We start from the raw sequence: 24,883 nt of genomic DNA, 5'->3' as shown, positions 1-24,883 counted from the left end.
GCGGCCGCCATGGACCTGACCCTCCTCTACCGCGGCCCGCTCTCCTCCTGCGACTACGACTGCCCCTACTGCCCGTTCGCCAAGCGACGCGACAGCACCGCCCAACTGCGTGCCGACCGCGCGGCCCTGGACCGGTTCGCCGCATGGGCGGCCGCCCGGACCGACGACCGGCTGTCGCTCCTGTTCACCCCGTGGGGCGAGGCCCTGGTCCGCTCCTGGTACCGGCGCACCCTCGCCGAGCTCTCCCACCTCCCGCACATCCGCCGGGTCGCCGTCCAGACCAACCTCAGCTGCCGCACCGACTGGCTCGCCGAGGCCGACCCCGACACCCTGGCCCTGTGGTGCACCTACCACCCGGGGCAGACCCCCTACGGCCGCTTCCTCGCCAAGTGCCGTGATCTGACGGACCGGGGCATCCGCTTCAGCGTCGGCGTCGTCGGCCTGCCCGAGCACCTCGAAGCGGCCCGCCGTCTGCGCGCGGATCTGCCCGAGCACGTCTACCTGTGGATCAACGCCGCCGAGGGCCACTCCTACGGGGACGCCGAAGCCGACGACTGGACCGTGCTCGACCCGCTCTTCCCGTACAGCCGTCACCCGCACCGCAGCGCCGGACTGCCCTGCCGCACCGGCGAGTCCGTGATCTCGGTCGACGGCGACGGCACCGTCCGCCGCTGTCACTTCGTCCGCGCCGAACTCGGCAACCTCTACGACGGCTCGTACCGGGCCGCCCTGCGCCCGCGCCCCTGCCCGCTCGCCGTCTGCGACTGCCACATCGGCTATGTGCATCTGGAGACGCTCCCGCTGTACGACGTCTTCGCGGGCGGAGTCCTGGAGCGCGTCCCGGCGGCACCACAGCACTCCGCCCGCATCACGACGATCGCGATGCGGGCGGAGACAGCGGACTAGCGGGCGCTACGGCGTCACGTCAGTGACCCTCCAGCGCTGGTTGGAACCGGAGTTCGCCTGCCATGTGGTGACGGCGGCACCCTCGTTGGTCGCCTGACCGCCGACTTCGAGGAGTCGCCCGGTGGCCACGTTGACCAGGGTCCATGTGCTGTCACCGGTGGTCGACATGATCCACTCGGTGGCAGGGTCCCGCTCGCCGGTGTCGGGCTCCACCACCGGCACGTTGTCGCGGACGGCGAGGCGCTTGCCCTCGGCCGGGTTCGCGAAGACGTAGTGCTGGCGGGCGCCGGTCCTGCCGTAGCGGGCGTCCAGCTGCCACTGCTGCGCGGTGGTGCCGTTCGCCGAGCCGATGACCAGGTTCGTTCCGTTGGCGGCGACGGTCACCGCCTTGCCGCTCTGCACGCCGGTCAGCGTGTAGGAGTGGCCCTTGCTGAACAGGCCCGCGTTCTTCGCGACGCCCGAGACGCCCTTGATGGCGAAGGAGGTCACGGACTGGGCGGGGACGGTGTACGTGGCCTTGCCGTCGACGACCTTGACCGGAGCCTGCTGCTTGAGCTTGCCGTCGGCGCTGGTCACGGTCGGTGTCACGGTCGCGTTGCCCTTGATCGTGCGGAACTTGGACAGGTCGATGGTGACCGTGCGGGCCGCGGTGGTGGAGTTGACGTGGACGAGCGAGGCGCCCTTGCCGTCCTTGGTCACGGCGGCGGCGCTGGACGTGTCGTCCACCTTGATCAGCTTGTCGCCGGGCTTGATGAAGTGCGTGAAGTTACGGGCCGTGTCGAACTTGGTGTTGGTGTAGATCGGGCACGACTGCAGGGTGTCCGTCTTGGTGCAGCTGAACGGCAGCTGGACCTCGCCCCAGTTGCCGCCCTTGGCGGACTCGCCGCCCGGCTTCATGTTGTCGTAGTCCTCGACCGGCTGCCAGAACACCCAGGCGGTGGGCTCCAGTTCGCGCAGGTCGTTCACCATCTGCTGGGCGAGCCCGAGGCCCGGCCGCATGTCCGTGAAGCTCTGCCCGTCACCCCAGTCGCCCTCGACCTCGCTCATCCACAGCGGCTTGTCGGCGGCCTTGGCGAGGTCGCGCACGGTGGTGCGCTGCCCGGTGCCGTAGGTGTGGACGTTCATCTGGCCGACGACGTCCTTGGAGGCTTGCGAGTAGGAGTTCCAGTTCGTCGCGAAGATGGACGGGTTGGTCTCGTCCATCGCCGCGATCTCGGCCTTGACCTTGGCCTTCTTCAGCGCGGGCGGCAGCGCGGCAAGCACCTTCTGCTGGAGCTCGGGGCCGATGTGCGCGCCCTCCTGACGGCCGCCGACAGGCTGGCCGTTCGCGTCGAGCCGGGTGCCCCAGTAGCCGGTGTTGGGCTCGTTGAACGGCTCGATCGTGTCGACCTTGATGCCCTCGGCCTTCTCCAGCCGCTTCGTCGCACCCGCCAGATAGGCGGCGAAGTCGTCGACCGAGTCGGTCTTCAACTGGTCGGTGTTGGCGTTGAACCCGCCGGAGACATAGCCGCTGTTGGTCATGAACCACGGCGGGGAGTTGCTGAACGTCTCCCAGTGGTCGATGTCGTTCTTGATGCGATCCACCCACCAGCGCTGGGTGGCGTCGGCGTTGTTGTTCCAGTCGGCCGGGTCGTCCGCGCTCCACCAGTCGGTGTCCTCACGGGTGGTGCCCGCGGGCGCCTTCCACCAGCCCTCGACCGCGCCGCCGGGCCGCAGGTAGTCCTTCACGTCCGGCGCGTTGCCGCCGCCGATGTTGTAGCGGGCGATGTTCAGCGCCAGGCCGTCGTCGCCGAAGAGCAGCTTCGCGAGCTTCTCGCGGATCGCCGGCGGGTAGTCGCCGGTGGCGTTGGCGAACCAGACCAGACTGGTGCCCCAGCCCTCGAACTTCTGCTGGTGGTACGACGGGTCCGGCGTCACGGTGACGGCGGCCTCGGCGTGCGCCTGTACGGGGACGCTGAGAAGCGCGGCCCCGGTGGCCAGCGCGGTGAGTGCGGCGGCCCCGAGGGACCGTCTGCTGCGGGTACGGCGTGCCATCTGTGCTCCCAACTGCGGTGCGGTCGCTGTGGTGGGCCCCTCCTGCCCGCGCGGGCAGGAGGGGATGGCCCCCGGCACGGGTCAGGTCGTGCCGGGGAGTCGTGGGTTCTCTACAGGGCGGCCTGGCGCAGTACGGCGACCGCGCGGGGACCGAGGACCAGCGCGCCGTCCGTGTGCTCGCCGACGAGGACCTCGCCCTCGACGCCGGTCACCGGGACCGTCTCGTCGGTCCGGTTGACCAGGAACAGGAACCGTTCCGCGGCGCCCCGGCGCACGGTCAGCTCGACCTGCCCCCGGAGGCCGGCGGGGAGTTCGCTGCTCACCCCGGCCGGCTCCAGCAGCCTGGGCAGCAGCGAGCGCAGCCCGTCGACGCCGAGGCGGGTGGAGACGTACGACGCGGAACCGGCGCCCGTCGTGCGGCGGGTGATCGCCGGGCGGCCGGTGTGCACCCCGGAGGCGTAACGGGCCAGCACGGCGGTGTCCGGGTCGGCGACCGTGATCCGGTCGGTCCACAGGCTGCCCGAGGTGGCGTCGTCCAACTCCACGCTCTCCCCGGCGAGCAGCGGAGCGAACTCCTCGATGCGGATGCCGAGCAGGTCGCGCAGCGCGCCCGGGTAGCCGCCGAGCCAGATGTGGTCGTTCTCGTCGACGACCCCGGAGAAGTACGTGGTGACGAGGTGGCCGCCCTGCTCGGCGTAGCGCGTCAGCTCCTTGGCGAGCTCGGCGGGGACGACGTGCAGGACCGGCGCGATGAGCACCTGGTGACGGGAGAGCTCGGAGCGGGTGGTGACGAGGTCGGCGCGCACGCCCAGGGCGAGCAGCGCCGAGTACCAGTCGAGCGCCTCCTGCCGGTAGTCCAGCAGGGCGGTGGGGTGCGAGTCCTGCTCGCTCGCCCACCACGACTCCCAGTCGTAGAGGATGCCGACGGCCGCCGCCTCGCGCTCCGAACCCGCCACCGGGGCAAGGGCCTTGAGCTGGGCGCCCAGGTCGGCCACGGCGCGGAACAGGTCGCTGTCCTCGCCGGCGTGCGGGACCATCGCCGAGTGGTACTTCTCGGCGCCGGCCGCCGACTGCCGCCACTGGAAGAAGCACACCGCGTCCGCGCCGTGCGCCACGTGCAGCAGCGAGTCACGGGCCAGGTCGCCCGGCCGCTTCGCCACGTTGACGGGCTGCCAGTTGACGGCGCTCGTGGAGTGCTCCATCAGGAACCACGGCCGGCCGCTCGCGATGCCGCTGACCAGGTTCGCGGAGAAGGACAGCTCGTCGCGGTCCTGCGGGCCGGGGTGGACGTAGTGGTCGTTGGAGACGAAGTCGATCTCGCCCGCCCAGTCCGGGTAGTTCATGCCCTTGGTGCCGCCCATCACCATGAAGTTGGTGGTGACCGGGATCTGGGGGGTGATCTCCCGCAGGATCTCGCGCTCGGCGACCAGGTGGTCCTTCAGCACGTCCGAGGAGAACCGCTTGAAGTCCAGCTGCTGGGTGGGGTTCGGGTGCGCGGCGGCCTGCCGCGGCGGCAGGATCTGCTCCCAGTCGCTGTAGCGCTGCGACCAGAACGCCGTGCCCCAGGCGTGGTTGAGGGCGTCGAGCGCGCCGTAGCGGGCGCGCAGCCAGACGCGGAAGGCGCGGGCCGCGTCGTCCGAGTAGTCGTAGATGTTGTGGCAGCCCAGCTCGTTGGAGACATGCCAGGCGACCAGGGCCGGATGGTCCTTGTACCGGTCGGCGATCTTCCGCACCAGACGCAGGGCGTGCTCGCGGAAGACCGGAGACGTGGGCCGCCAGTGCTGGCGGGCGCCCGGCCAGAGCGTCTCGCCGTTCGCGGTGACCGGCAGGATCTCCGGGTGGGCGGTGGTGAGCCATGGCGGCGGGGAGGCGGTGGCGGTGGCCAGGTCCACGCCGATGCCGCCCGCGTGCAGCAGGTCCATGACCTCGTCGAGCCAGCCGAAGTCCCAGGTGTCCGGGCCCGGCTGGATGCGGGCCCAGGAGAAGATCCCCACGGAGACGACGTTGACGCCGGCCTCCCGCATCAGCCGGATGTCCTCGTCCCACACGTCCCGGGGCCACTGCTCGGGGTTGTAGTCGGCGCCGTAGGCCAGACGCGGAGCGGGGTCACCGTCCGACCCGCGCAGCATGCGGGACTGGAGGGTGGAGATCATGGCGGTCCTTCCGAAGGTGGTGCACGGGGGCGGCGCGGCCCGGGTGCCGCGCCGCCCGGCGTTTTACTGCGTACCGACTTACTGCGTATCGACGTACTGCGTGTCGACTGCTTCCCGACTACTTCTCGATCGTGAAGCCCTGCTCCTCGCCGTACTTGATCGAGGCGTCCTGCCAGGCCTTCAGACCGTCCGCCAGCTTGGTGCCGGAGACGTAGGCCTTGCCGACCGTGTCGTTGAAGATCGAGTTGGCGTACGGCTGGAACGGGAGGTAGGACCAGTCGCTCGCCACGTTCGCGGCGGACTCGGCGAAGATCTTGTTGGCTTCCTGGCCGCCGAAGTAGTCGAACTTCTTGTTCTGGAACGACGGCGACTGCAGCTCCGCCTTGGTGGCGGGGAAGGCGCCCTCGCTGACCCGGGTGGCGACACCGGCGCCGGAGTTCGCGTACTCGGTGAAGGCGTAGGCGAGTTCCTTGTTCTTGCTCAGCGCCGGGACCGTCAGCGAGCTGCCGCCGTTCTCAGCGCTCGCCTTGTCGCCCTTGGTCCAGGCCGGCATGGGGGCCGCGCGCCAGTCACCCTTCGCGTCCGCCACGCCGGTCACGAAGTTGGCGGGCATCCAGGCGCCGGTGGTGAGGGTGGCGATGGTGCCGTCGCCGAGGCCCTTGTACCAGTCGTCGGTCCAGCCGTTGATGGGCGCGAGCAGCTTCTGGTCGATGAGCTTCTGCCAGGTGTCGGTGTACTTCTTGGCGCCCGCGTCCGTGAAGTCGATCTTCACCTTGGTGCCGTCGACCTTGTACGGACGGGAACCGGCCTGCCACAGCATGCTGGTGGTGAAGCCCGCGTCGCCGGCGTCGTTGGCGATGTAGGCCTTCGGGTCGGCCTTGTGCAGCTTGCTGGCCGCGTCGACGTACTCGTCCCAGGTGGTCGGGACGGCGATCTTGTACTTGTCGAAGACCGTCTTGTTGTAGAACATCGCCATCGGGCCGGAGTCCATCGGCAGGCCGTAGACCTTGTCGCCGTCGCTCACGGCGTTCCACGGACCCGCGGTGTACTTGGACGCGAGCTTGTCCGCGCCGTACGGGGCCAGGTCCGCGAGGCCCTTGGTGAGGGCGTACTGGCCCAGGGCGAAGTACTCGACCTGCGCGACGTCGGGCACGCCCTTGCCGGCGGATATCGCGTTGGACAGCGCCGTGTAGTGCTTGTCGCCGGACCGCTCGCTGACCAGGTTGACCTTGACCTTCGGGTACTTCTTCTGGAAGTCGGCGGCGACGGTCTTCAGGGTGGGCTCCCAGGCCCAGACCGTGATGCTGCCGCCCTTGTCCAGGGCCGACTGGATGTCGCCGGCCGAGACGGCCTTGGTGTCGGAGTCGTCGTCCGAGCTGCCGCAGGCGGTGACGCCCAGGGCGAGGGTGGAGACGAGGGCGATGCCGCGCAGGATGCGGCTCGTTGTTCTGCGCATGGGGCTTCCACTTCTTCGTGGGTGGGACAGGTGAGGGTGGGGGTGATGCCGGTGTTACTCACATGTGGGGCTCGGGGCCGCCGTGGGTCACTCCTTGACACTTCCGGCGGCGAGGCCGGACTGCCAGTACTTCTGGAGGAACAGGAAGGCGGCGATCAGCGGAAGAATCGTGAGCAGGGAGCCCGTGATCACCAGGTTGAAGATCACGTCACCGCCGATGGTCTGTGCCTGGGAGCTCCAGGCGCTCAGACCCAGCGTCAGCGGGTACCAGTCCGGGTCCTTCAGCATGATCAACGGGAGGAAGTAGTTGTTCCAGGTGGCGACCGTGGTGAACAGCAGCACGGTCACGATCCCCGGGGCCAGCAGCGGCAACGCGACCTGGAAGAAGGTCCGCACCTCGCTCGCCCCGTCCATCCGGGCCGCCTCCAGCAGCTCGGTCGGGATCGCCTCGGCGGCGAACACCCACATCAGGTAGAGGCCGAACGGCGACACCAGCGACGGGATGATCACCGCCCACGGGGTGTCGGTGAGCCCCATCTTGCTGAACATCAGGAAGGTCGGCACCGCCAGCGCCGTACCCGGCACGGCCACCGCGCCGATCACCACGGCGAAGATCGCACGCTTGCCGGGGAACTGGAACTTCGCCAGCGCGTATCCGCCCAGCACCGCCAGCAGCGTCGCGCCGCCCGCACCGAGCACCACGTACAGCAGGGTGTTCAGCAGCCAGCGGCCGAAGATGCCGTCGTGGTAGGTGAAGGTGTCCCGGATGTTGTCCCACAGGGCGAAGTCGTGGGCGAACCACAGGCCGTTGGAGTCGCCCAGGCCCGCCTGGGTCTTCGTGGAGTTGATGACCAGCCAGATCAGCGGCACCACGGTGTAGAGGACCATCAGGGCCATCAGCGCCGTCAGCAGCCGACTGCGCTTCGGCTTGCTCGGGGTGTGCTTCTTACGGGGGGTCCGCAGCTTGGGCGCGGTGCTCTTCGCGGGGGAGGCGGTGACAGAGGTGCTCATCGGGTCACGCTCCCTTGCGCATGCCGCGCAGCTGGACGGCGTAGGCGACGATCATCGTGATGACGCCCATGATGATGGCGACCGTCGCGGAGTAGTTGTGCTGCTGGCCGTTGAAGGACAGCGAGTACGTGTAGAAGTTCGGCGTGTAGTCCGTGGTGATGGCGTTCAACGCCAGCGGACGCAGGATGCTCGGCTCGTTGAAGAGCTGGAAGCTGCCGATGATCGAGAAGATCGTCGCGATGACGATCGCGCCCCGGATCGCGGGCAGCTTGATCGAGCTGATGATCCGCCACTGACCGGCGCCGTCGATCTCCGCCGCCTCGTACAGCGAGGTCGGGATGACCCGCAGCGCCGAGTAGAAGATCAGCATGTTGTACCCGACGAACTCCCAGGTCACGATGTTGCCGATGGAGGCCAGCACCCAGTCGGGGGAGAGCAGGTTGGGCAGTGTGGTGCCGAACGCGGAGTTGATGTCGCCCACCAGGCCGTACTTCGTGCCGTACATGAAGCCCCACATCAGGGTGGCGACCACGGCGGGCACGGCGTACGGCAGGAAGATCGTGATGCGGAAGAAGCTCTTGCCGTAGAGCCGGCCGCTGTCCAGCGCCAGCGCCACCAGCAGGGCGATGCCGAGCATGATCGGCACCTGGACCGCCAGGAAGAGCGCCACCCGGCCGACGGCCGACCAGAACTGGCCGTCCTGCAGGGCCTGCGTGTAGTTGTCCAGGCCGACGAACTGGTTGCCGCCGATCAGCTTGTCCCGGAACAGGCTCAGGTAGATCGAGTATCCGATCGGCGCCAGGAAGACCAGCGCGAACACCGCCACGAAGGGGCCTATGAAGCCCCACCCCGTCCAGGAGCGGCGGTCCCGTTTCGCCGGAGGAGGTGCCGGCCGCGGCTCGGCGGCCACCGGCGGTTGCAGCGTCGTCATGTCGTTCCTCGCTCGTCCAGTCCTGGAACCGGCGGTGTTGCGCGGAGATTTCCGAGCACCCCACCGCCACCATGATGTTTGCGTAAACATCGGCCACGCAAGAGGCTGGGCAAGCTGTTATGTTTACGTAAACATCTGATGGCGGCATGTCTACACTGCCCCGATAACGATGGTCAAGGGTCCTCTGTGGAGACCGTGACACCTGAGTCGACAGAGAGGTGGGCACACCGAGTGGACATGGCTGAAAGAACACCGGCCAAGGTGCCGAGACGCCCCCGGGCCACGGCCTCCATGGCGGACGTCGCACGGCTCGCCGGGGTGTCCTCGCAGACCGTCTCGCGGGTCTCCAACGGTTACGCGGGCGTGAACGAGGAGACCCGGCAGCAGGTGCTCGCGGCCATGCAGGAACTCGGCTACCGGCCCAACAGTGCCGCGCGCGCCCTCAAACGCGGTGAGTTCCGCACCATCGGCGTCATCACGTTCACGCTGTCCACCACCGGCAACGTGCGCACCCTGGAGGCGATCGCCACCTCGGCGGCCGCCGAAGGGTATGCGGTGACGCTGCTGCCGGTGGCCGTGCCCACCACCGACGAGGTGCGCGGCGCGTTCTCCCGGCTGGAGGAACTGGCCGTCGACGCGGTGATCGTCATCATGGAGGTGCACCTGCTGGACGCGGCGACCGTCAAACTGCCGCCGCACGTCCAGGTCGTGGTCGTGGACTCCGACGCGGGCGACCACTACACCGTCGTCGACACCGACCAGGCCGGCGGCACCCGCACCGCCGTCCAGCACCTCCTCGACCTCGGGCACCGGACCGTCTGGCACCTGGGCGGCCCCGAGGGCTCGTTCGCCGCGCAGCGCCGCGCGGACGCCTGGCGGGCCGCCCTCACCGAGGCAGGCCGCACCGCACCGCCCCTCGTCAGGGGCGACTGGTCGGCGGAGTCCGGCTACCGGGCCGGCCTCGACCTCGCCGCCCGCGAGGAGTGCACGGCCGTCTTCGCGGCCAACGACCAGATGGCCCTGGGCCTGCTGCGCGCCCTGCACGAACGCGGCCGCCGGGTGCCGGAGGACGTCAGCGTCATCGGCTTCGACGACATCCCCGAGGCGAGCTCCTTCCTTCCCCCGCTCACCACCCTGCACCAGGACTTCGCCGAAGTGGGCCGTCTCTGCGTCCAGGCCGTACTGCGCAAGATGCGCCCCGACGGCTCGGAACACGGGACGACGCTCGTGCCGACGCGCCTGGTACTGCGGGACAGCACGGCACCACCGTCCGGGGCGCGGTAGCGGCCGCTCCGGTGGAGTGCGGTCGCCGCTGACACGTCGGGCGTTCGTCCATGGCGCGGGTCGCCTCCCCGCCGGGCCGCGCACACCGAGCCGGACGACCAGCCGGACGCCGAGCCCGACGTCGCCGGCCCGCGCTCCGTCCTGGCGTGGCCGCGGTGACCCGGCCCGCCGTGCCGGACGTGCCGCCCCGGCCGCCGGACCGACCTCGTCCACGTGCCCGCCAGGCCCTTCGCGGTCGCCGTACGGCGATGCGCCGGGGCCCCCGCGCTCCCACCGCGCCGACCTGCCGCGCCGGACGGGCGAGCCCGGGGGAGAGCGGCTCGGGCGGTATGGCGGCCTGGTGCCTGCGGCACCGTGGCCTGCCCTCGTCGCAGAGGTACGTGCCGTCCGGCGTCTCGGCGACGGCGTCGGGGAACCGTGACGCATGTGCCGCCCGGCGGTGCCCCGGAAGGGGTCCGTCGCCGTTCCCCACCCCGCGGCGTCTTCGGAGTGCGCCCGGTCACTGCCGTGCGGGTCAGGATCACGCGGAGCGCGTGTGAGCAGGGCGGTGGCTTGCGTGCGGAATCAGGTCCCCGGGCGGCTGCGATCGGCCACACTGAGGAGACTCTGCGGCAGAGAGGGCCGACATGGCGGCTTTGACAGGTGTACACGGCATCGGTATGCACCATCGTGGTCGACATCAGCTCCTGAGCACCTGGGAGCCCGCACTGGCCGACGGTTTGGAGCGCGCCGTCGGGCAGCGCGTGGAACGCCCGGAACTGGATCTCGCTTTCTACGGCGACCTCTACCTGCCCGATGGCGGCGACCGTCTCAAGTCCGGGCGCGGGTCTCTTCAGCCGGACCTCGCGGACCTGGCCGAGGGAGAGCTCGACGAAGTGAGCGCCTGGTTGTCCGAGGCGATGGATCCGCAGGAGGGCCCGGCCGAGAGCGCCGGCGGGGACAAGGGGTGCACGCGCGTTCCCCGCCCGCTGCAACAGCTGCTCAGGGCCTTCGACCGGCGCTTCGGGGCGGCGGCGGCCGTGCTGTACATCGGGGTTCTACGGCAGGTACGCCGGTACCTCACCGACACTGAGCTGAAAGCGGCCGTCGACGCTCGCGTGCGTGAGGCGGTGGCCGACGACTGCCGGGTACTGGTCGGACACTCACTCGGCTCGGTCGTCGCCTACGAGTACCTCCGGCAGAATCCCGGGCACGGAATATCGACCTTGGTGACCGTGGGATCGCCGCTCGGCCTGCGCATGGTGCGTGACCGCATCGCCGTACACGCTCTCGACGTGCCTGTGTGGGCGGCAGTGCGCGACCTGCGCGATCCGGTGGCCTGCGCCGGACCGTTGCGGGCGTGGTGGCCCCAGATCCGAGGCGACGACGAGCCGGAGGTGAACAACGGCGGTGATGCGCACGCGGCGGAGCGGTACCTCAGCCGTCGGGCGACGGGCGGCCTCGTGCTGCGCGGACTGCCGGGTCTCGTGGACGGCTGACCTGCACCGGGTCAGGCATCGCGGTACGCGTCCGCCGACGCGGCGGACGTGGGCTGCACGTTGAGTGCGCGCACAACAGCGGCGGGAGGAACCGCGCTGTTCGGTTCCTCGGGGGTGAGACGCAGCGATCGCGTTGTTCCCGGGGCCATATGGAACCATGAGTCCTCGGCACGGTAACCGGGCGCGGACACCACGACCCACTGGGCCAGTTCGTCGGCTGTGACAGCGATCTGCCAGCTGCCGCGCACGTACCGCAGCGTGCCGCGCAGTCCGCCTCTGCGGGCAGGCAGCGCTCGTCCGTCCAGCAGGACCACTTGTTCCGCCAGCAAGCTGTCGTCGGCAGCGGCGGTGAAAGCCAGGTGCAGCACGTCGCGGGTCCGGGGTCCGAACCGGTAGACGTGGTTGACATCGGTGAAGACGCCCAGAAACCGGTCGAGGTCGATCTCCGTCGCGCCGCGTGCGGCCACGGTCAGTGCGGCCTGCCGGTCGTCCAGCAGCATTCCCTGAGCGGTCCAACTCCTGACCGTGAGGTTGCCGGCCAACGGGGTGGCAGCATCGTTCACCACCGTCACGGTCGTTCCGTTCAGGCCCTCGTCGTGCACAAGGATCGCGGTGGGCGCCAGCACACGGCGCACGGCGTACCACGGGGCTTTGGGGCGGCCGTATGCGTCGACCAGCCCCCAGCCGGCACCCGGGAGCAGATCGCGCAGTGCCAGCACGATGGCACCGGAACAGGGGTCGCAGGGGCGCCGCCACCGGCTGAGGACCTCGGTCATGGCGGCGCACACAGCGGCCCGCCCCAGATCGAGATAGCGCTCGGGATCCGTGCGGCGTACCTGGGCGGGGTCGACGCCCAGCAACGTGCTGACGTAGTGGTCCCGGACGTCTTCGAAGTCCCAGGAAGCCGTCCGGTCCCGGGGAACGGCGGCCTTCCACTCGGGGTGATGGCCGGCTACGTACGCCCCGCCGAAAGCACGCAGTACGCTCTGCTCCTCGGGCGGGATGCTGAACGCGAGGCACTCGGCGGCGAAGCGGACACCCGCGACACGGATGTCGGACAGCGGACGCAGATAGGCGCCGACGCCGAAGTAGTGGGCGATGCCCTCCCCGGGGTGTGGGGGGAATGCCCCGCCCATGGGGGTCGAGGTGACGTACGGAACGTCCAACACGCTGGAGCGCAGCACCTTCGGAATGATCTCGGTGACGGCCCGCACCTCCCAGCTGCTGGGCGAAAGCCCCAGGAGGACGGGCTGCTGCTCGGTTTCGTTCCCCCCGCTGACGACCGCGGTGCTGGGCCTGCCGCCCAGTCTGTCCGCGAGTTCCGACACCTCGGCCGCGAGTTCTTCCGCGAAGTCGTCGTCGTCCGGGGGGTCCAGGGTGGCCAGCATGCAGTCCTGCCAGACCAGCATGCCGAGCTCGTCGCAGGCGTCGTGGAAGGCGGCCTCCTCGTAGAGTGTGCCGCCCACCAGCCGGATCAGATTGAATCCCGCTTCCCGGGCCTGCTGGACGCACTCCGCGGCCGCCTCAGGTGCGGTCTGCACCGAGAAGGGATCCGGAGGCATCCAGCACGTACCCGCGACGAAGACCGGCACGCCGTTCACCCGCAGCCCGAACGCGCCGTCGCCGTCCGTCGCCTCGACGGTACGGAAGCCGACCCTGCCCAGGAGGACGCGCACACCGTCGGCCTCGACCTCCACCGGATAGAGGGGCTGGTCACCGTGCGAATGCGGCCACCACCGCCGCACTCCTGGCAGGCTCACGCTCACCGTGTGGTGCGTGGGCGAGGCCGCTTCGCAGTCCACCACGACGTCCTTCACGTGCACACGGCTGCCGGAGGAGGCCGGGGGGACGGCGAACCAGATGTCCGCATCCAGGATTCCGGTGCTCCCCTCCAAACGAGTCCTCAGTCTTCGTCTCACCACGACAGGCCGGTCCAGGGGAGCCAGAGTCAGCGGACGCCAGGGCCCCACCACCGCGACCCCACCCGGCCATCCAGGAGCGCGGCCGAGCAACGAGGTGCGCAGGTGCCGCCATCCCTGGTGGGCGACGAGCGGGGACTTCCACCGCGGTCGCGGACGGCGGCGGCCCGCCACCACAGGCGTGGTGGCGGCGCATCGGACGACGACCTCGGTGGGCCCGGCCAGGCCTTCGAGCGGCACGCCCACGGACCGGAACATGTTCCGGCTGTGTACGACATGCTGTCCCGCGACCCACACGTCGGCGATGGTCGCCAGGCCGTGAAGGGCGAGCCACCAGCCGGCCGGCCGCGAGTCGAGATCGACGACGCACCGCCACCACCAGTCCTGGCCGTCGTAGTCCTCCGCTCTGGCTTTCCGTTCGCCGTAGGCGCGACGGACGGCGTCCGCCGCGGTGCCCGGAACCCGGGCAGGGATCCACGCGCCCTTTCGGGGCAGCGAGTCCGGGCCCTCGACCACGCCCGGTGCGGTGCCGAGCAGAGTCCATCGAGCGGTGGCGAGGAGGTCCGGGGCCGCGCCGAACGGGCCCGACGGCTCAGCCGGTGACATCGGCGCGCTCGTCGGCCGGATGCCGGGACCACACAGCCAGGTGCGCGGTGCCTTGCCCCCATGCTTCGGCCACCGCGTCCAGCACACCGTGCACGTCGCGGGTGCCACGTCGCCCTGCGCGCGCCAGCTTGAACTGCGCGCTCTTGGCCGCGGCGGCCGCCGAGGCGAACGCCGCTGCCGCGGGGGACAGCCGACCGGCCCCACGGTCGGCCAGCCAGGTGAGAGCCGAGGCGGCCAGTTCCGCATTGGCGCCGCACTGCCGAAGGCTGCCGAACGCGTACTGGTGGAAGGCGGCGATTCCCTGCCGGGCAAGCCACTGGGCGTCGGCCTCGACGCGCCGAGCGAGCCGGACCACCGGGTTGTCGGGGGGCCGCCGGCCGATGTGCTCCCGGGCGAGCTGCTTGGCGCACGTGGTCAGGTCGGCGTCACGGCGCACCAGACGATCCAACGTCACGACCTCGGCGTAGGGCGGCAGCATCCATCGGGAGTCGGCGACTCCGCTCTGCAGAACGGCGTCGCAGTCGGCACCGGACAGCTCCCAATAGCCCGTTCCGTGAAAGTACGCCAGCCGCCGTCCCGCGATGTCCACGGCGTTGGCGACGATCGTGGACTTCGTGTGCGTGCGTCGATAGGCGGTGCCCGCGGTGTCGGGGAGGAAGAACGCGTCGGCCTCCACGGTGACGAGCCGGCCCGCGGCGAGATGCTCCTCGATGTGCTGCCCCAGCGGGCGCCAGACGTTGATCTCCTCCACGTTGAGGCCGTAGAGCCGCCTGAGGTCCTCGACCGGGAATTTCAGAAAACGCCATTGATCGCCGATGAAGTCCGCCGACAGGGCGCAGACCGCCGCCGGAGTCGGGTCCAGCCCCAGGGAGTGGATGACCTCGATCCAGACGTCGAGACTGCAGTTGGTCTCCGTCCACACACGGTCGGGACTGTGCAGGGAATGCCGGGTGTAGGTCTCAGGGCGCAGGGAGATCACCGGTTTCACAGGAGCAGCGCCTTCCGCACGGATACGGGCCACCGCACGGGATCCATGCCGTGCGTGCCCAACAGGGCCAGTGTCAGCCGCTCCAGCCCGAAGCCCACGCACGCGGTGTGGGCGGGGGCGCCGCCGCTGCTGATTCCGAACGAGAGCCCGAAGTGGTCGCCGTGGTAGTTGCAGGAGGCCACCGCCCACGAGGTCCGCTGTCCATCGGTTCCGGTGTCGTGGAGCGGGACGGTCAACTCTGTTTTGGCGCCCGCGTCCAGTTGGTTGGCCGCGAGCAGTCGTCCCGCGCGTCCGAAAAACGGGTCGCTGGCAGCCAGCGGCGAGGCCGCCAGACCCAGCTCCCGCAGCAGGTCCACACCGCGCGCCCGCCATGTGTCGAGATGGGTGCGGGCGCCCGCGGCATCACCCAGATACACATACTCGCGCTGGCGGAATGTCTGCATGCGGAAGGGATCGCGGGACGGTTCCCGCCGGAAACACTGGGCGAGCACGTCGAGGACTCGTCCCCTCTCGGGCAGGTCGCCCCGCTGCAGGGCGTACACCGGCTGGCAGGCGGCGGGTACGAGCACCAGGCCGGAGGGGACCAGGGACGCCGTCCACTCGTCCTGCGCAGCCTCGTCCCCGACGTCGGCCGACGCCGAGCGGCGCCGTCGCTCGGCGTCGCGGAACGTGAACACCGCGCCGCCGAGGTGGGGAAAGGAGACGGGATATCCCGTTCTCGCGAAGTTCGCGGCCGGGTAGACGGGTGGCAGGCGCATGCTGGTCGCCCGCTGATCGGCTCCCCGCTCGGTGATGGCGTGCTGGACGCCTTCCACGATCGCCTCGAAGGCGGAGCCGTGGCCGTACACACCGTCGGCGCCCAACGGCAGCAGGTGCCCGCTCTTGACCAGGGCCGTGAGAAAGGCCGAGGACGGCATGTCATCCGCCATCACGCCTCCCCGGCGGCCAGCAGGAGCAGGGCGGTGTTGGCGGCTATCCGGTCGTTGTTCACCATCACCAGACCGCCGTACGCATCACGCAACAGGCGTCCCATCGAGTAGGGCCCGTCGTTCGCGTAGCCGGCCATGCCGGTGACGACCAGCGCGCCATGGACGACGTCCACCGCCAGCTCGGATGCCGAAACCTTCACATTGTTCGAGGCTGCGGCGGACCGAGGTTCTGCCAGTTCCTCCGCCGGCGTCTCGTCGATACGGCGTGCCTCGGAACGGACCAGAACAGCCAGGCGCTGGTGTTGTCGCGCCACTTCGACCAGTCGGTACCCACCCGGCGGAAGGGCGCCGGACGCGCGTCGCGCGCTCTCCCGGACGAAACGTCTGGCCTTGCCGAGGGCCTGTGTCGCGAGGCCCAACCATACGCAGGCCCACAGCACATGGGAGATCGGCAACATGGTCCGCGCCAGGATGTCCCCGAACCTGTCCTCCAGGACGTGGTCGAAGGGACCCTGACCGCGCAACCTGTACGGCGGTCCGCACGTACCTCGGAAGCCGAGCGTGTCCCACACGCCGGTTTGTTGCAGTTCGGGCCGTCGGCACAGAACGAGGACCTGGTCCGTGGGCGCGTTCGACGATCGGGCCGCGGTGACGAGGACGGCGTCGGCGTGGGCGCCGTAGGAGATCACCGGCACGTTCTTGTCCAACCGGAATCCCCCGGCCCGGCGTTCCAGCACACATCTGCTGGAGGAGGCGTCTTTGGCCGTTCCCGTCTCCGACGTCGCGGACGCGATCAGGAGTTGCCGCTCGGCCGTCTCCTGGAGGAAGAGACGCAGGGCGGCGCTGCGCGCGTGCCGAAGCAGGCACGCGACCTGGATCTGATGCATGGCGTAGATCAGCGCGGTGGAGGCGCACTGTTGAGCCAGCGCCTCGACAGCTCCTCCGATCTGCGCCACTGAGGCGCCGTCACCGCCCAGGTCGGAAGGCACCATGGCGGACAGCAGACGCGCCTCGCGCAGACCTGCCAGGGCCTCGGAGGGAAGACGCGCGTGACGGTCGACGTCGGCGGCGGCCGGTCCCGCCCACGTCCGAGCCACGAACGCCGCCCGGTCGACCACGTCGGATCGGCACGGCGCCGTCACAGCACGCCTGCCGAGCGCATCTCGTTCACAGCGGCACGCATGGCTCGGATGCTCGCGAACGTACTCTTGCGCAGCAGATGGTCGGCGAACTCGATGTCGCAGGCGTTCTCCAGCGCCAGCATCACGGTGACGCTGGCAAGCGACGTCATCCCCCGCTCGTACAGGTCGTCGGAGTCGGCGAGTTCGGCCACCGGCACTCCGAGACGCGCGTGTTCCTGGAGTACATGACGGATGACCGCGTCGTCGTCCGGCGCGGCTGCGGTCTGCGTCACGACGTGCTCTCCCCTCTTGCGCCGAGGTGCGTCCGCGGCCGTGGAACGTCGTTCCACGGGGTGAAGGAGAGCGCGCGTGGCCGCCGCTCCCGGGTTCGGTCCGGTACCGCTCTGTCGGGCTTTCGGATCACCAGGTCGTCCATGACGAGGACGTCCAGTGCGCTGCGGGCGAACGTCTCGAGGGCCTCGCCGCGAGACAGGACCATGGGGCGGCCCGCGAGATTGAAGGAGGTGTTCACCAGGCAGGGAACCCCGGTCAGGTCATGGAAGGCCCTCAGGATCGCGTGGAACAGCGTGTGCCGGGCATGGACCGCCTGTGGCCGCGTCGTTCCGTCGACGTGAACACCGGCCGGCACACCGGCCCGCATGGATTCGCGCACCGGCACAGCGACCAGCATGTAGGCGGAGGGCGCGGGAGCCTCTCCCTCGAAGTACTGACCCCAGTGCTCCGCGGGGACCGCGAGCGCCAACGGGCGCCAGCCCTCACGCCCCTTGAGTTCGTTCACCCGGGTGAGGGCTTCTCTGCGACGCGGATCGCACAGGATGCTGCGTGCGCCCAGGGCCCGTTGTCCGATTTCCGCACGGCCCTGCCACATGGCGACCACCAGCCCGTCGGCGAGGTGCTGCGCCGTCTTCTGCGCCAGGAGTTCCTGCGTGCACTGCTCCACGTTCCACTTCGACAGTCCGGTCCGCTCCTCGTGGCGGAGGGCGGCGGACCGCGGCGCCCAGAAGGCGTGGGGCATCCTTTCGGGCGGCCGCCACCGGGGGCCCCGCAGGTCCCGGTCCGCGAGGAGGGCGGCGCCCAGGCTGACGCCGGCGTCGTGGGGCACCGGGGGTATCCACAGGTCCCCGAACAGCCCGGACCTGCTCAGCCGGCCGTTGGCGGCGCAGTTCAACGCGACTCCACCGGCCAGCGCCAGCGTGTCGGCCCCGGTGATGCGTCGTGCGGCGCGAGCCAGGGCGAGGAGGGCCTCCTCCAGTCCGTCCTGGACGGATGCCGCGAAGTCGGAGTACGCCATGACGTCGGCGACCTGGGCTTCACGGAAGGGGAAGTTGGCCGTCCGGAAATGCGCCCGCAGGCGGCTCCTGCTCAGCGCGTAGTGCATCCGCACCGGTGCTTCGGCGGGCGGTGCGGCGCTGATGGCGTAGTCGTCGGCCTCGACGACCAGGGGTACGGACTGCCGGGGGCGGCCGTAGGCAGCCAGTCCCATCAGTTTGCCGGCCCCCCAGACCGTGAGACCGGCCCACTCCGCCGCCCAGCCGTAGAAATGGCCGAGTGAGTCCCGCGTACCCCAGGACTTGACCACGTCGATGCCGTCGGGGGTACCCACCGCCAGCGTCGTCGCGGCCGACTCCCCGCGGCCGTCCGCCACGATGACGGCGGCCGACGGCACCCCACTGGTGTAGAAGGCGCTGGCCGCGTGGGCGAGATGGTGGTCGTAGCAGCGGATGGGCACGGACCGGGAGCGGTCGGCGTTTGCCGGACCCAACAGCCAGGATCTGAAGCGATCTTCGTCGAAGTCCGCTCCCTCTGTCGCGGAGAGCCTGGGCAGGTCCCAGCCCACGGCGATCACGTCGAGCGAGTCCGGCCCAAGGCCCGCGGCCGCCAGACAGGAGTGCACGGCCTCGCCGGGGGACTCACCCGGCGCATAGCGGTTCCGGCTCAGCCTCTCCTGTTCGACCATCGCGACGAGAACCCCGTCCCGCAGCAGTGCCGCCGACCCGTCGTGGGGCCCGGTGTTCACACCGAGGACATGGACGGGGCGCCGTGTGACGCCCGCGAGGCCGGCCGTCGCGGTCTCCGTCTCAGGGCGGTCCGTGCTCATCCGAGGACCGTCTCCGCGGCGGACGACTCCTTCTCGGCGAGATGCTGCAGCATCCGGATCAGCCTCCCGCGATGGCTGGACCGCGCCGCCCCTTCGTGCTCGGCGAGCATGTGCAGCATGTACCAGGCGTCGGTCAGGTCCGTGAAGCACCCGGCCATCGAGCCGGCCGCACGGACGCCGTGAGCGTGCAGGTACTCGAAGAATCGACTTGCCTGGTAACGCTCCCCGGCCACCCGGCACACATCGATGCGTGCGTCGCTCTCCCGCGCCCACGCTGTGTACGCCCGCAGTGCCTGTTGCGAACGTTCGTGGGTGCTCCGCAGATGGGCGCGGACCAGGGTCAGCAAGTGGGCGGGCGAGTCGCTTCGATCGGGGTCGCGCAGGAGGGCGTAGAGCTTGTACGGTTCGGCCCGCCCCTCACAGGGGGCGGACCGCATCCGTTCGTAGCTCGGCGCGGGGAGGGCCATCACGTGCCTGCCCAGGTTCACGTCGACGATGCGGACCCACTCGGGCCCCCGCTCGACCACCACAACGGCGTGGACGACATGCCTGGAGCCGCTCTCGCCACCGGACGCAGGCGCAGGCAGGTGAAACGCGTCGACCTCCGTGAGGAACGGCACGCCCCTTGCCGACAGGTCGAGCTCTCTCGCCCTGGCGGCCTCAGCGGTGGCGAACGTCTGGATGGACACGACGATGCCGGTCGCCTCGGCCAGGACGTCGTTCCACGTCATGGAGCCGAAGAGCACCGCCCCTCCACGCCACCGCACTCCCCAGGCGAGACCGAGTCTCTCCCAGTACCCCGGGTGTCCCCGCAGGGCGAGCACGTTGGCGATCAACTGCCAGTGGCAGGTGGCGATCGGAGTGGTGTCGGTGTACGCCAGGTCGAGCGCGCCCTCGGCCTCAATCGTTGCGCCGAGCCGGTGTTCGTGACGACCGCTCACGACTCACCACGCTCCAGGAGATCCCAGACCTCTTCCCGCAGTCGTGTGACGGACAAGGAACGGGTGGCATTCGCCATTGTCTTGGCCGGCCACAGAAAGTTGAATTCCTCCTCCATATCCATCATCAGTGCCAGTGTCCGAAATGAGTCCAGGCCTGCGTCGGCGAGGGTCGTTCCGTCCTCGGGAACATCCTGTGCGGCCAATGCGGCCGTCAGCAGACGATGGAAAACGCGTTCGAACTGCGCCCGGGAGAGTGATCCGCCATTTCTCATCTGCGGCTCAATGGGTCATCTCGTCGAACAATTGGTCCTGCAGGCTCACGGCCAGCACATGGCGACCGGTACCGATGGCCATCTGTCCCTCCTTCAAGTCCACGGAATAGCCCGGAGAGGTTTGGGGAATCGCAAGTGACCGCTGGGTGGCGACATCCCACAACCGCACTGAGAGATCGTCACTGGCCGACGCGATGATCAGACGGTCCTGGAAGGTGTCCGCCGTAATGCCCCAGACCCCGTCGCTGTGTCGGCTCAGCGTCGCCAGCTGGCTGCCCGTGGTGTAGTTCCACACCCGGACCTCGCCGCTGGCGCTCGAGGCAGCCAGGACAGGCTGTCCGCGCAGCTCTCCGAACGCCACGTAACGCACGCCGCGCGCGTGGCCGTAGAGGCGACGCAGATGCTGGCCGGTGTGTGCGTCCCAGATCCAGACGCTTCGGTCGGTGCTCGCGGCGGCGATGACGGTCCGGTCTCCGCGGGTGTCGCAGGCGACCCCCCAGATCCGCTCCTTGGACCCCTCCAGCACCAGCAGCGTCTCGCCGGTTGCCACGTCGTGGACCCGGACGGTTCGGTCACGGCTGCCGGAGACCGCGACGAGCCGGCCGTCGACGACTCCTGCGGCCACGCCCCAGACGCTTCGCGTATGCCCGTGCAGCGCCCGGAATGGCGTTCCGTCGCGCGCGTCCCACAGCCGGACGAGACCGTCGTGGCCTCCGGACGCCACGAGCAGACGGTCGCCGAACGGGAGGGCGGCCAGGGACAGTACGCCCCCTTCGTGCCCGTGCCACCGCATGAGCAGCTCTCCCGTGCCGGCGTCCCGCACATGGATGGAACCGTCGAGTGACCCGGAGATCAGCGTGCGGCGTCCGTCCACGTCGGCGAAGGCGACACCACGTACCGGCCCGGCGTGGGTGTCCTTCGCCAGGACGGTCGACTCGCTGTTTCCCCACAGCCAGACGCTGCTGACCGCGTCGTCCGTGGGGGACTCGGGCGCCAGGCTCTCCCGGGTCGCAGGGTCCCAGACCCGGATGGAGCGGTCCGCGCTCGCGGACACCAGGACACTGCGGTCGTTGAGATCGGCGAAGGTGAGGGCACGGATTCCGCCGAGGTGCCCGGCGAGGACGGCCAGACGCTCGCCGGTGCGGCAGCTCCACAGCCGAATCGTCATGTCGGCACTGCCCGAGGCGATGACGGGTTCCCCGTCGACCCTGCCGAACGCCACGCACGTGGCGACGGCCTGGTGTTCGGTGAAGCGGTGGAGCTTCGCTCCGCTCACCGCGTCCCACACCCAGACGGATTCGTCGGAGTTCGCCGTGGCGAGGATCGACCTGTCGTCGACGGTGCCGACGGCCACACCGAGGATGCTGCCCGTCGGGCCGGTGAGACTGAGCAGGTTCTCCTGGCTGACGCGATGCCACACGCACACCGTGCGGTCCATGCCACCGGAGATCAGCGTCGGGACATCGCCGATGTCCGCCGCCGTGATACTCGCGACCGCGTCACGGTGGGCCCGTAGCTCCCTGACCAGGGAGCCCGTCGTGACGTCCCACGTCCGCAGGAATCCGTCCTCGCTGCCGCAGGTCACGAGGGGACTGTCCCCGTCCGTGTCGAACGTCAGACAGGTGGGTGCGGAAGGCGCGGCGATGCGCCGGACCAGGTTGCCCGACGTCATGTCCCAGAGGCGGATCGTGGCGTCCGCGCCACAGGACACGATGTGGTGGATCCCCGCGAAGCGGCCGATCCGAAGGCCTCGGATGGCACCGTGGTGGGCCTTGAACGCGAGGGAGACCCCACCGGTCGTGCCGTCCCAGACCTGAATGTGATGGTCGAGGGTGGCAGTCGCGATCAGCGGGCGGCCCCCGACCGGTGCGACGGCCAGCGCGGACAGGTCCTGTGAGCCGATGCGCGGCCGGGCGGGATGCGCGGCTGGACGGCCCTGGGCGAACTGCAGTTGCCATGGCTGAAGGGTCTGGCTCAGGACGTCGGCGTGCCACTGCACCGTCGGCTCTTCACAGGCGCACTCGAGGGCCAGGTTCGCGATCCGCTGGGCGAAGGTGCCGCCGACGCGGGACACACCGAGCCGCATGTACGATCTGGCGATCCCGGCACTGACGGCGTCACCGTGTGCGGCAATGGGAAACAATTGCGGAATGAGGCGCTCCGGCTCGGCGGCGCCGAGAAAACCTATGTCCCGCATCAAATCACCGAGAAGCTCACCGAACGACGCGTGCGTCGGCAAGTGCTGACGGATGTAACTGTTGACGGTGAGCCAGCCGAGACTTCCCTGTCTTACATAGACGGCGAGTAACTCCGCGATGCGGCGCTGAACATCCCGCTCGGAGTCCACCATCCGCCGCCTCTCCACCGTAGGCGCACCCGTCGAATGAATCGGCAGCTACGCAGCAGCGACTGTTGCTCCGCCCGAGAGAGCATCGTACGATTCCCCGGCGTTGCCCATCAAGACGTGGTGCCACCCAGGCTTCCGAGTGGCTGATGCCGGATGTTCGAGGCACGGTTGATCGAATATGGAGGGGGCGTCGTATGGACCCTCTCGTTGACTGGAGGTATGGCGCCCGCTCATGACGGATATTGATCACGAGGTCCTGCGGCGGCACTTTATCGCGATCACCACCGCCACCTACGGGGATCCGGTGTGGCCCGCGCTGCCCGGTGTGCGGGACGAAGTCGCCACCCTGAAGAAGTGGCTGTGTTCGGGCGCCCTGGCTGAACGTCGATTCGAAGAGCGCTGGCCCGAGTTGGCAGGCGATCCGCCCGAGGCCGAGGTGCGCGGCCGGTTGACGTCACTTGTCCGCGAACGGGCGTGGACCGACGCCGATGCCGCCGTCGTCTTCGTCTCCGGCCACGGCGTCCAGGCCAACGGCACGCACTATCTGGTCTTCAGCGACAGCGACAGCGACATGGTGTCGTCGACGGCGCTGCGTACCTCCGATCTGATCGCATGGCTCGCCGACACTCCCGTCCAGCACCTGCTCCTCATACTCGACGCGTGCTTCGCGGGCGACGTCGCGGGTGACGCACTCAGACTGAGCAATGGGTTGGGTCGGCAGTGGCTGGTACTTCCCAGTGCCACACGCGAACAGCGGGCCGTGGAAGGGGCCCTGACCACCGCCATCGCCCGGTTCCTGAAAGAGCTGCGCGAACCGGAGGGCCGGCGCTACGGCGAGGGCCCCTACATCGACGTGGCCGACTTCCTCCAGGACGTGCAGAAGTTGCTGGGTGACGAGCAGTCACTCCATCCCCTGTACGGCAGCCGCCTTGCCGGGCCGCACGTGTGTCTGCCCAACCCTCACCACACACGCGAATTCGTTTTCGAACTGGACGCCCACCACCAGGAACTGGCTCTGCCCCGGGAGGATTTGGAAGCCCACTGGTCGCCCCGCTCGCGGGGAGTGGCCACCGCGGAGGAGCCGGGATGGCTGTTCACCGGGCGCCGTGCGCTGATGCGCAAGCTCATAGCGGCGGCATCCGGCGAGCCCGGCGCGATGATCGTGACCGGCGGCGCGGGCAGCGGCAAGTCCGCCGCACTGTCCCGGCTTGTCACATTGAGCGACAGGCACTTCCTGGACCGCTACGCCCAAGAGGTCGAGCTGATCCCGGCGCCTCTGCGGCCGCAGGTGGACGCCGTGGACGTTGCCGTCCTGGCCACCGGAAAGCTGCACAGTCGAGTTCTCTCACAGATCTGCAAGGCGCTCCAGGTGCCTGTCGACAGCGCGACCGAGCCCACGGTCGACGAGCTCCTCACCGCCTGGCACGGTTGGCTCAAGACCCACGGCAGGCCCGTGACCATCGTCATCGACGCGCTCGACGAGGCAGCGGATCCGGAAACCCTGGTCCGGGAGGTCCTTGCCTACCTCGAGCCCGATCCGGCCGCGCCGCAGCTGCGGCTGTTGGTGGGCGTCCGCTCGTTGGCCGCCACGGACGGCACGCGGACTGCCGGCACGGTGCAGCCCGAGGCGCAGGTGCTGGCGGATCTCACCGAGAAGCTGCTGGCCGCGAAACGCGTCTCCGTGGACGAAGAGCCCTGGTGGGATCAGCGTGACGTGGTCTCCTACGTACACGAGATCCTTCTGCGAACCCCCGGTTCCCCCTACGCCGAGGCGGAGGCGGAGATCGCGTCCTCCGTGGCTCGTGCGGTGGGCGAACGGGCCGGACGATCGTTTCTTGTGGCGCGGATCACCGCCAAGTCATTGGCCGACCGCGGCAAAGTCGTTCTCGCTGACGACGAGACCTGGCTCAGGGCACTCAACGACGGGCTGGTCGGAGTCTTCCGGAACGACCTGCGCGACAGTCTGGGAAATCCGGCCGAGCGCCGCCGCGCCCTCGTCCTGATGCGCGCGGTCGCCTTCGCCCTGGGATCAGGCATTCCCTGGCGGGGGATCTGGCCCTTGATGGCGCACGCGGTGGACGACGACGGCGACCACTACGGTGACAGCGACATCGCCTGGCTGCTGGGCACCCGCCTGAGCGCCTACCTGGTCACCGACCGCAGTGACGGCACGACGGTGTACCGGCTCTTCCACGACCTCCTGCGCACCACGCTCAAGCACCGCTGGCAGGATCTCCTCACCGACCGTCTCCCCGCCGGCAAGGCCGTCGACGGGTAGCGCGGGCCCGCGCGTCGCTGGATCACTCGCTCCGGAACGGCACGTGCCCGCCGTCGCGGTCCCGTGCTGTCGCGCCCACGCCTGCCCGGCCGTGACCGGCCCGGTCATCA

The 24,883-nt window shown here is 69.7% G+C and carries 18 protein-coding genes; 4 read left to right on the top strand and 14 right to left on the bottom strand.

Going from position 1 to position 24,883, the window contains the following annotated elements:
* The first annotated feature begins 9 nt into the window (after window positions 1–9).
* A complete protein-coding gene (locus ACZ5SK_RS32565) occupies window positions 10–906 on the top strand; it encodes an STM4011 family radical SAM protein (protein WP_334574421.1) in 897 nt (298 codons plus the stop codon).
* A gap of 6 nt (window positions 907–912) precedes the next feature.
* On the opposite strand, the gene ACZ5SK_RS32560 is transcribed toward ACZ5SK_RS32565, so the two are convergent.
* The 5 genes from ACZ5SK_RS32560 to ACZ5SK_RS32540 all read right to left on the bottom strand — a co-directional run bounded on the left by ACZ5SK_RS32560 (window position 913) and on the right by ACZ5SK_RS32540 (window position 8,491).
* Window positions 913–2,940 (bottom strand): RICIN domain-containing protein, encoded by a 2,028-nt coding sequence (locus tag ACZ5SK_RS32560; RefSeq protein ID WP_361703926.1) that lies wholly within the window; start codon window positions 2,938–2,940, stop codon window positions 913–915.
* A 110-nt stretch (window positions 2,941–3,050) separates the two neighbouring features.
* Window positions 3,051–5,093: a beta-galactosidase gene (locus ACZ5SK_RS32555; protein WP_334574417.1), complete on the bottom strand. Its 2,043-nt coding sequence runs from the start codon at window positions 5,091–5,093 to the stop codon at window positions 3,051–3,053.
* 118 nt (window positions 5,094–5,211) lie between these two features.
* Window positions 5,212–6,549, bottom strand: a complete 1,338-nt coding sequence (locus ACZ5SK_RS32550) for an ABC transporter substrate-binding protein (protein ID WP_334574415.1) — start codon at window positions 6,547–6,549, stop codon at window positions 5,212–5,214.
* Between the two features lie 87 nt (window positions 6,550–6,636).
* A complete protein-coding gene (locus tag ACZ5SK_RS32545) occupies window positions 6,637–7,560 on the bottom strand; it encodes a carbohydrate ABC transporter permease (protein WP_334574413.1) in 924 nt (307 codons plus the stop codon).
* Between the two features lie 4 nt (window positions 7,561–7,564).
* Window positions 7,565–8,491, bottom strand: coding sequence for a carbohydrate ABC transporter permease (locus tag ACZ5SK_RS32540; protein WP_319670690.1), 927 nt, complete (start codon window positions 8,489–8,491; stop codon window positions 7,565–7,567).
* A gap of 291 nt (window positions 8,492–8,782) precedes the next feature.
* On the opposite strand from ACZ5SK_RS32540, the gene ACZ5SK_RS32535 reads away from it, so the two are divergent.
* Together ACZ5SK_RS32535 and ACZ5SK_RS32530 are read left to right on the top strand one after the other, a co-directional pair.
* The gene (locus tag ACZ5SK_RS32535) at window positions 8,783–9,775 is read left to right on the top strand and encodes a LacI family DNA-binding transcriptional regulator (protein ID WP_443041310.1); all 993 of its coding nucleotides are present in this window, start codon (window positions 8,783–8,785) and stop codon (window positions 9,773–9,775) included.
* Between the two features lie 659 nt (window positions 9,776–10,434).
* Entirely contained in the window at window positions 10,435–11,253 is an 819-nt protein-coding gene (locus ACZ5SK_RS32530; RefSeq protein WP_468576774.1) for a lipase family protein, read from the top strand.
* A gap of 11 nt (window positions 11,254–11,264) precedes the next feature.
* On the opposite strand, the gene ACZ5SK_RS32525 is transcribed toward ACZ5SK_RS32530, so the two are convergent.
* The 9 genes from ACZ5SK_RS32525 to ACZ5SK_RS32485 are packed head-to-tail and all read right to left on the bottom strand — an operon-like array spanning window position 11,265 to window position 22,498.
* Complete coding sequence (locus tag ACZ5SK_RS32525) at window positions 11,265–13,778, bottom strand: glycosyl hydrolase 2 galactose-binding domain-containing protein (RefSeq protein ID WP_468576773.1); 2,514 nt, start codon at window positions 13,776–13,778, stop codon at window positions 11,265–11,267.
* Window positions 13,765–14,766, bottom strand: coding sequence for a DUF1839 family protein (locus ACZ5SK_RS32520; RefSeq protein WP_334574402.1), 1,002 nt, complete (start codon window positions 14,764–14,766; stop codon window positions 13,765–13,767). Before ACZ5SK_RS32520 ends, ACZ5SK_RS32525 begins: the two co-directional genes overlap by 14 nt.
* The gene (locus tag ACZ5SK_RS32515) at window positions 14,763–15,695 is read right to left on the bottom strand and encodes a class-II aminoacyl-tRNA synthetase family protein (RefSeq protein WP_334574400.1); all 933 of its coding nucleotides are present in this window, start codon (window positions 15,693–15,695) and stop codon (window positions 14,763–14,765) included. The genes ACZ5SK_RS32520 and ACZ5SK_RS32515 overlap by 4 nt, the downstream gene beginning before the upstream one ends.
* The gene (locus tag ACZ5SK_RS32510) at window positions 15,695–16,792 is read right to left on the bottom strand and encodes an acyl-CoA dehydrogenase family protein (RefSeq protein WP_361703911.1); all 1,098 of its coding nucleotides are present in this window, start codon (window positions 16,790–16,792) and stop codon (window positions 15,695–15,697) included. Before ACZ5SK_RS32510 ends, ACZ5SK_RS32515 begins: the two co-directional genes overlap by 1 nt.
* A 41-nt stretch (window positions 16,793–16,833) precedes the next feature.
* Entirely contained in the window at window positions 16,834–17,109 is a 276-nt protein-coding gene (locus tag ACZ5SK_RS32505) for an acyl carrier protein (protein WP_334574397.1), read from the bottom strand.
* Window positions 17,106–18,935, bottom strand: coding sequence for a carbamoyltransferase family protein (locus ACZ5SK_RS32500; protein ID WP_334574395.1), 1,830 nt, complete (start codon window positions 18,933–18,935; stop codon window positions 17,106–17,108). The genes ACZ5SK_RS32505 and ACZ5SK_RS32500 overlap by 4 nt, the downstream gene beginning before the upstream one ends.
* Entirely contained in the window at window positions 18,932–19,876 is a 945-nt protein-coding gene (locus tag ACZ5SK_RS32495; RefSeq protein WP_334574393.1) for a hypothetical protein, read from the bottom strand. Before ACZ5SK_RS32495 ends, ACZ5SK_RS32500 begins: the two co-directional genes overlap by 4 nt.
* Window positions 19,873–20,148, bottom strand: coding sequence for an acyl carrier protein (locus tag ACZ5SK_RS32490; protein WP_334574391.1), 276 nt, complete (start codon window positions 20,146–20,148; stop codon window positions 19,873–19,875). Before ACZ5SK_RS32490 ends, ACZ5SK_RS32495 begins: the two co-directional genes overlap by 4 nt.
* 7 nt (window positions 20,149–20,155) lie before the next feature.
* A complete protein-coding gene (locus ACZ5SK_RS32485; protein WP_334574389.1) occupies window positions 20,156–22,498 on the bottom strand; it encodes a WD40 repeat domain-containing protein in 2,343 nt (780 codons plus the stop codon).
* Between the two features lie 229 nt (window positions 22,499–22,727).
* Between ACZ5SK_RS32485 and ACZ5SK_RS32480 the strand changes: the two genes are divergently transcribed.
* The gene (locus ACZ5SK_RS32480) at window positions 22,728–24,773 is read left to right on the top strand and encodes an AAA family ATPase (protein ID WP_334574387.1); all 2,046 of its coding nucleotides are present in this window, start codon (window positions 22,728–22,730) and stop codon (window positions 24,771–24,773) included.
* The last annotated feature ends 110 nt before the right edge of the window (window positions 24,774–24,883 follow it).

It is taken from the genome of Streptomyces sp. NPDC031474 (assembly GCF_055581185.1).
This window is presented reverse-complemented; position numbering and strand designations above follow the sequence as displayed.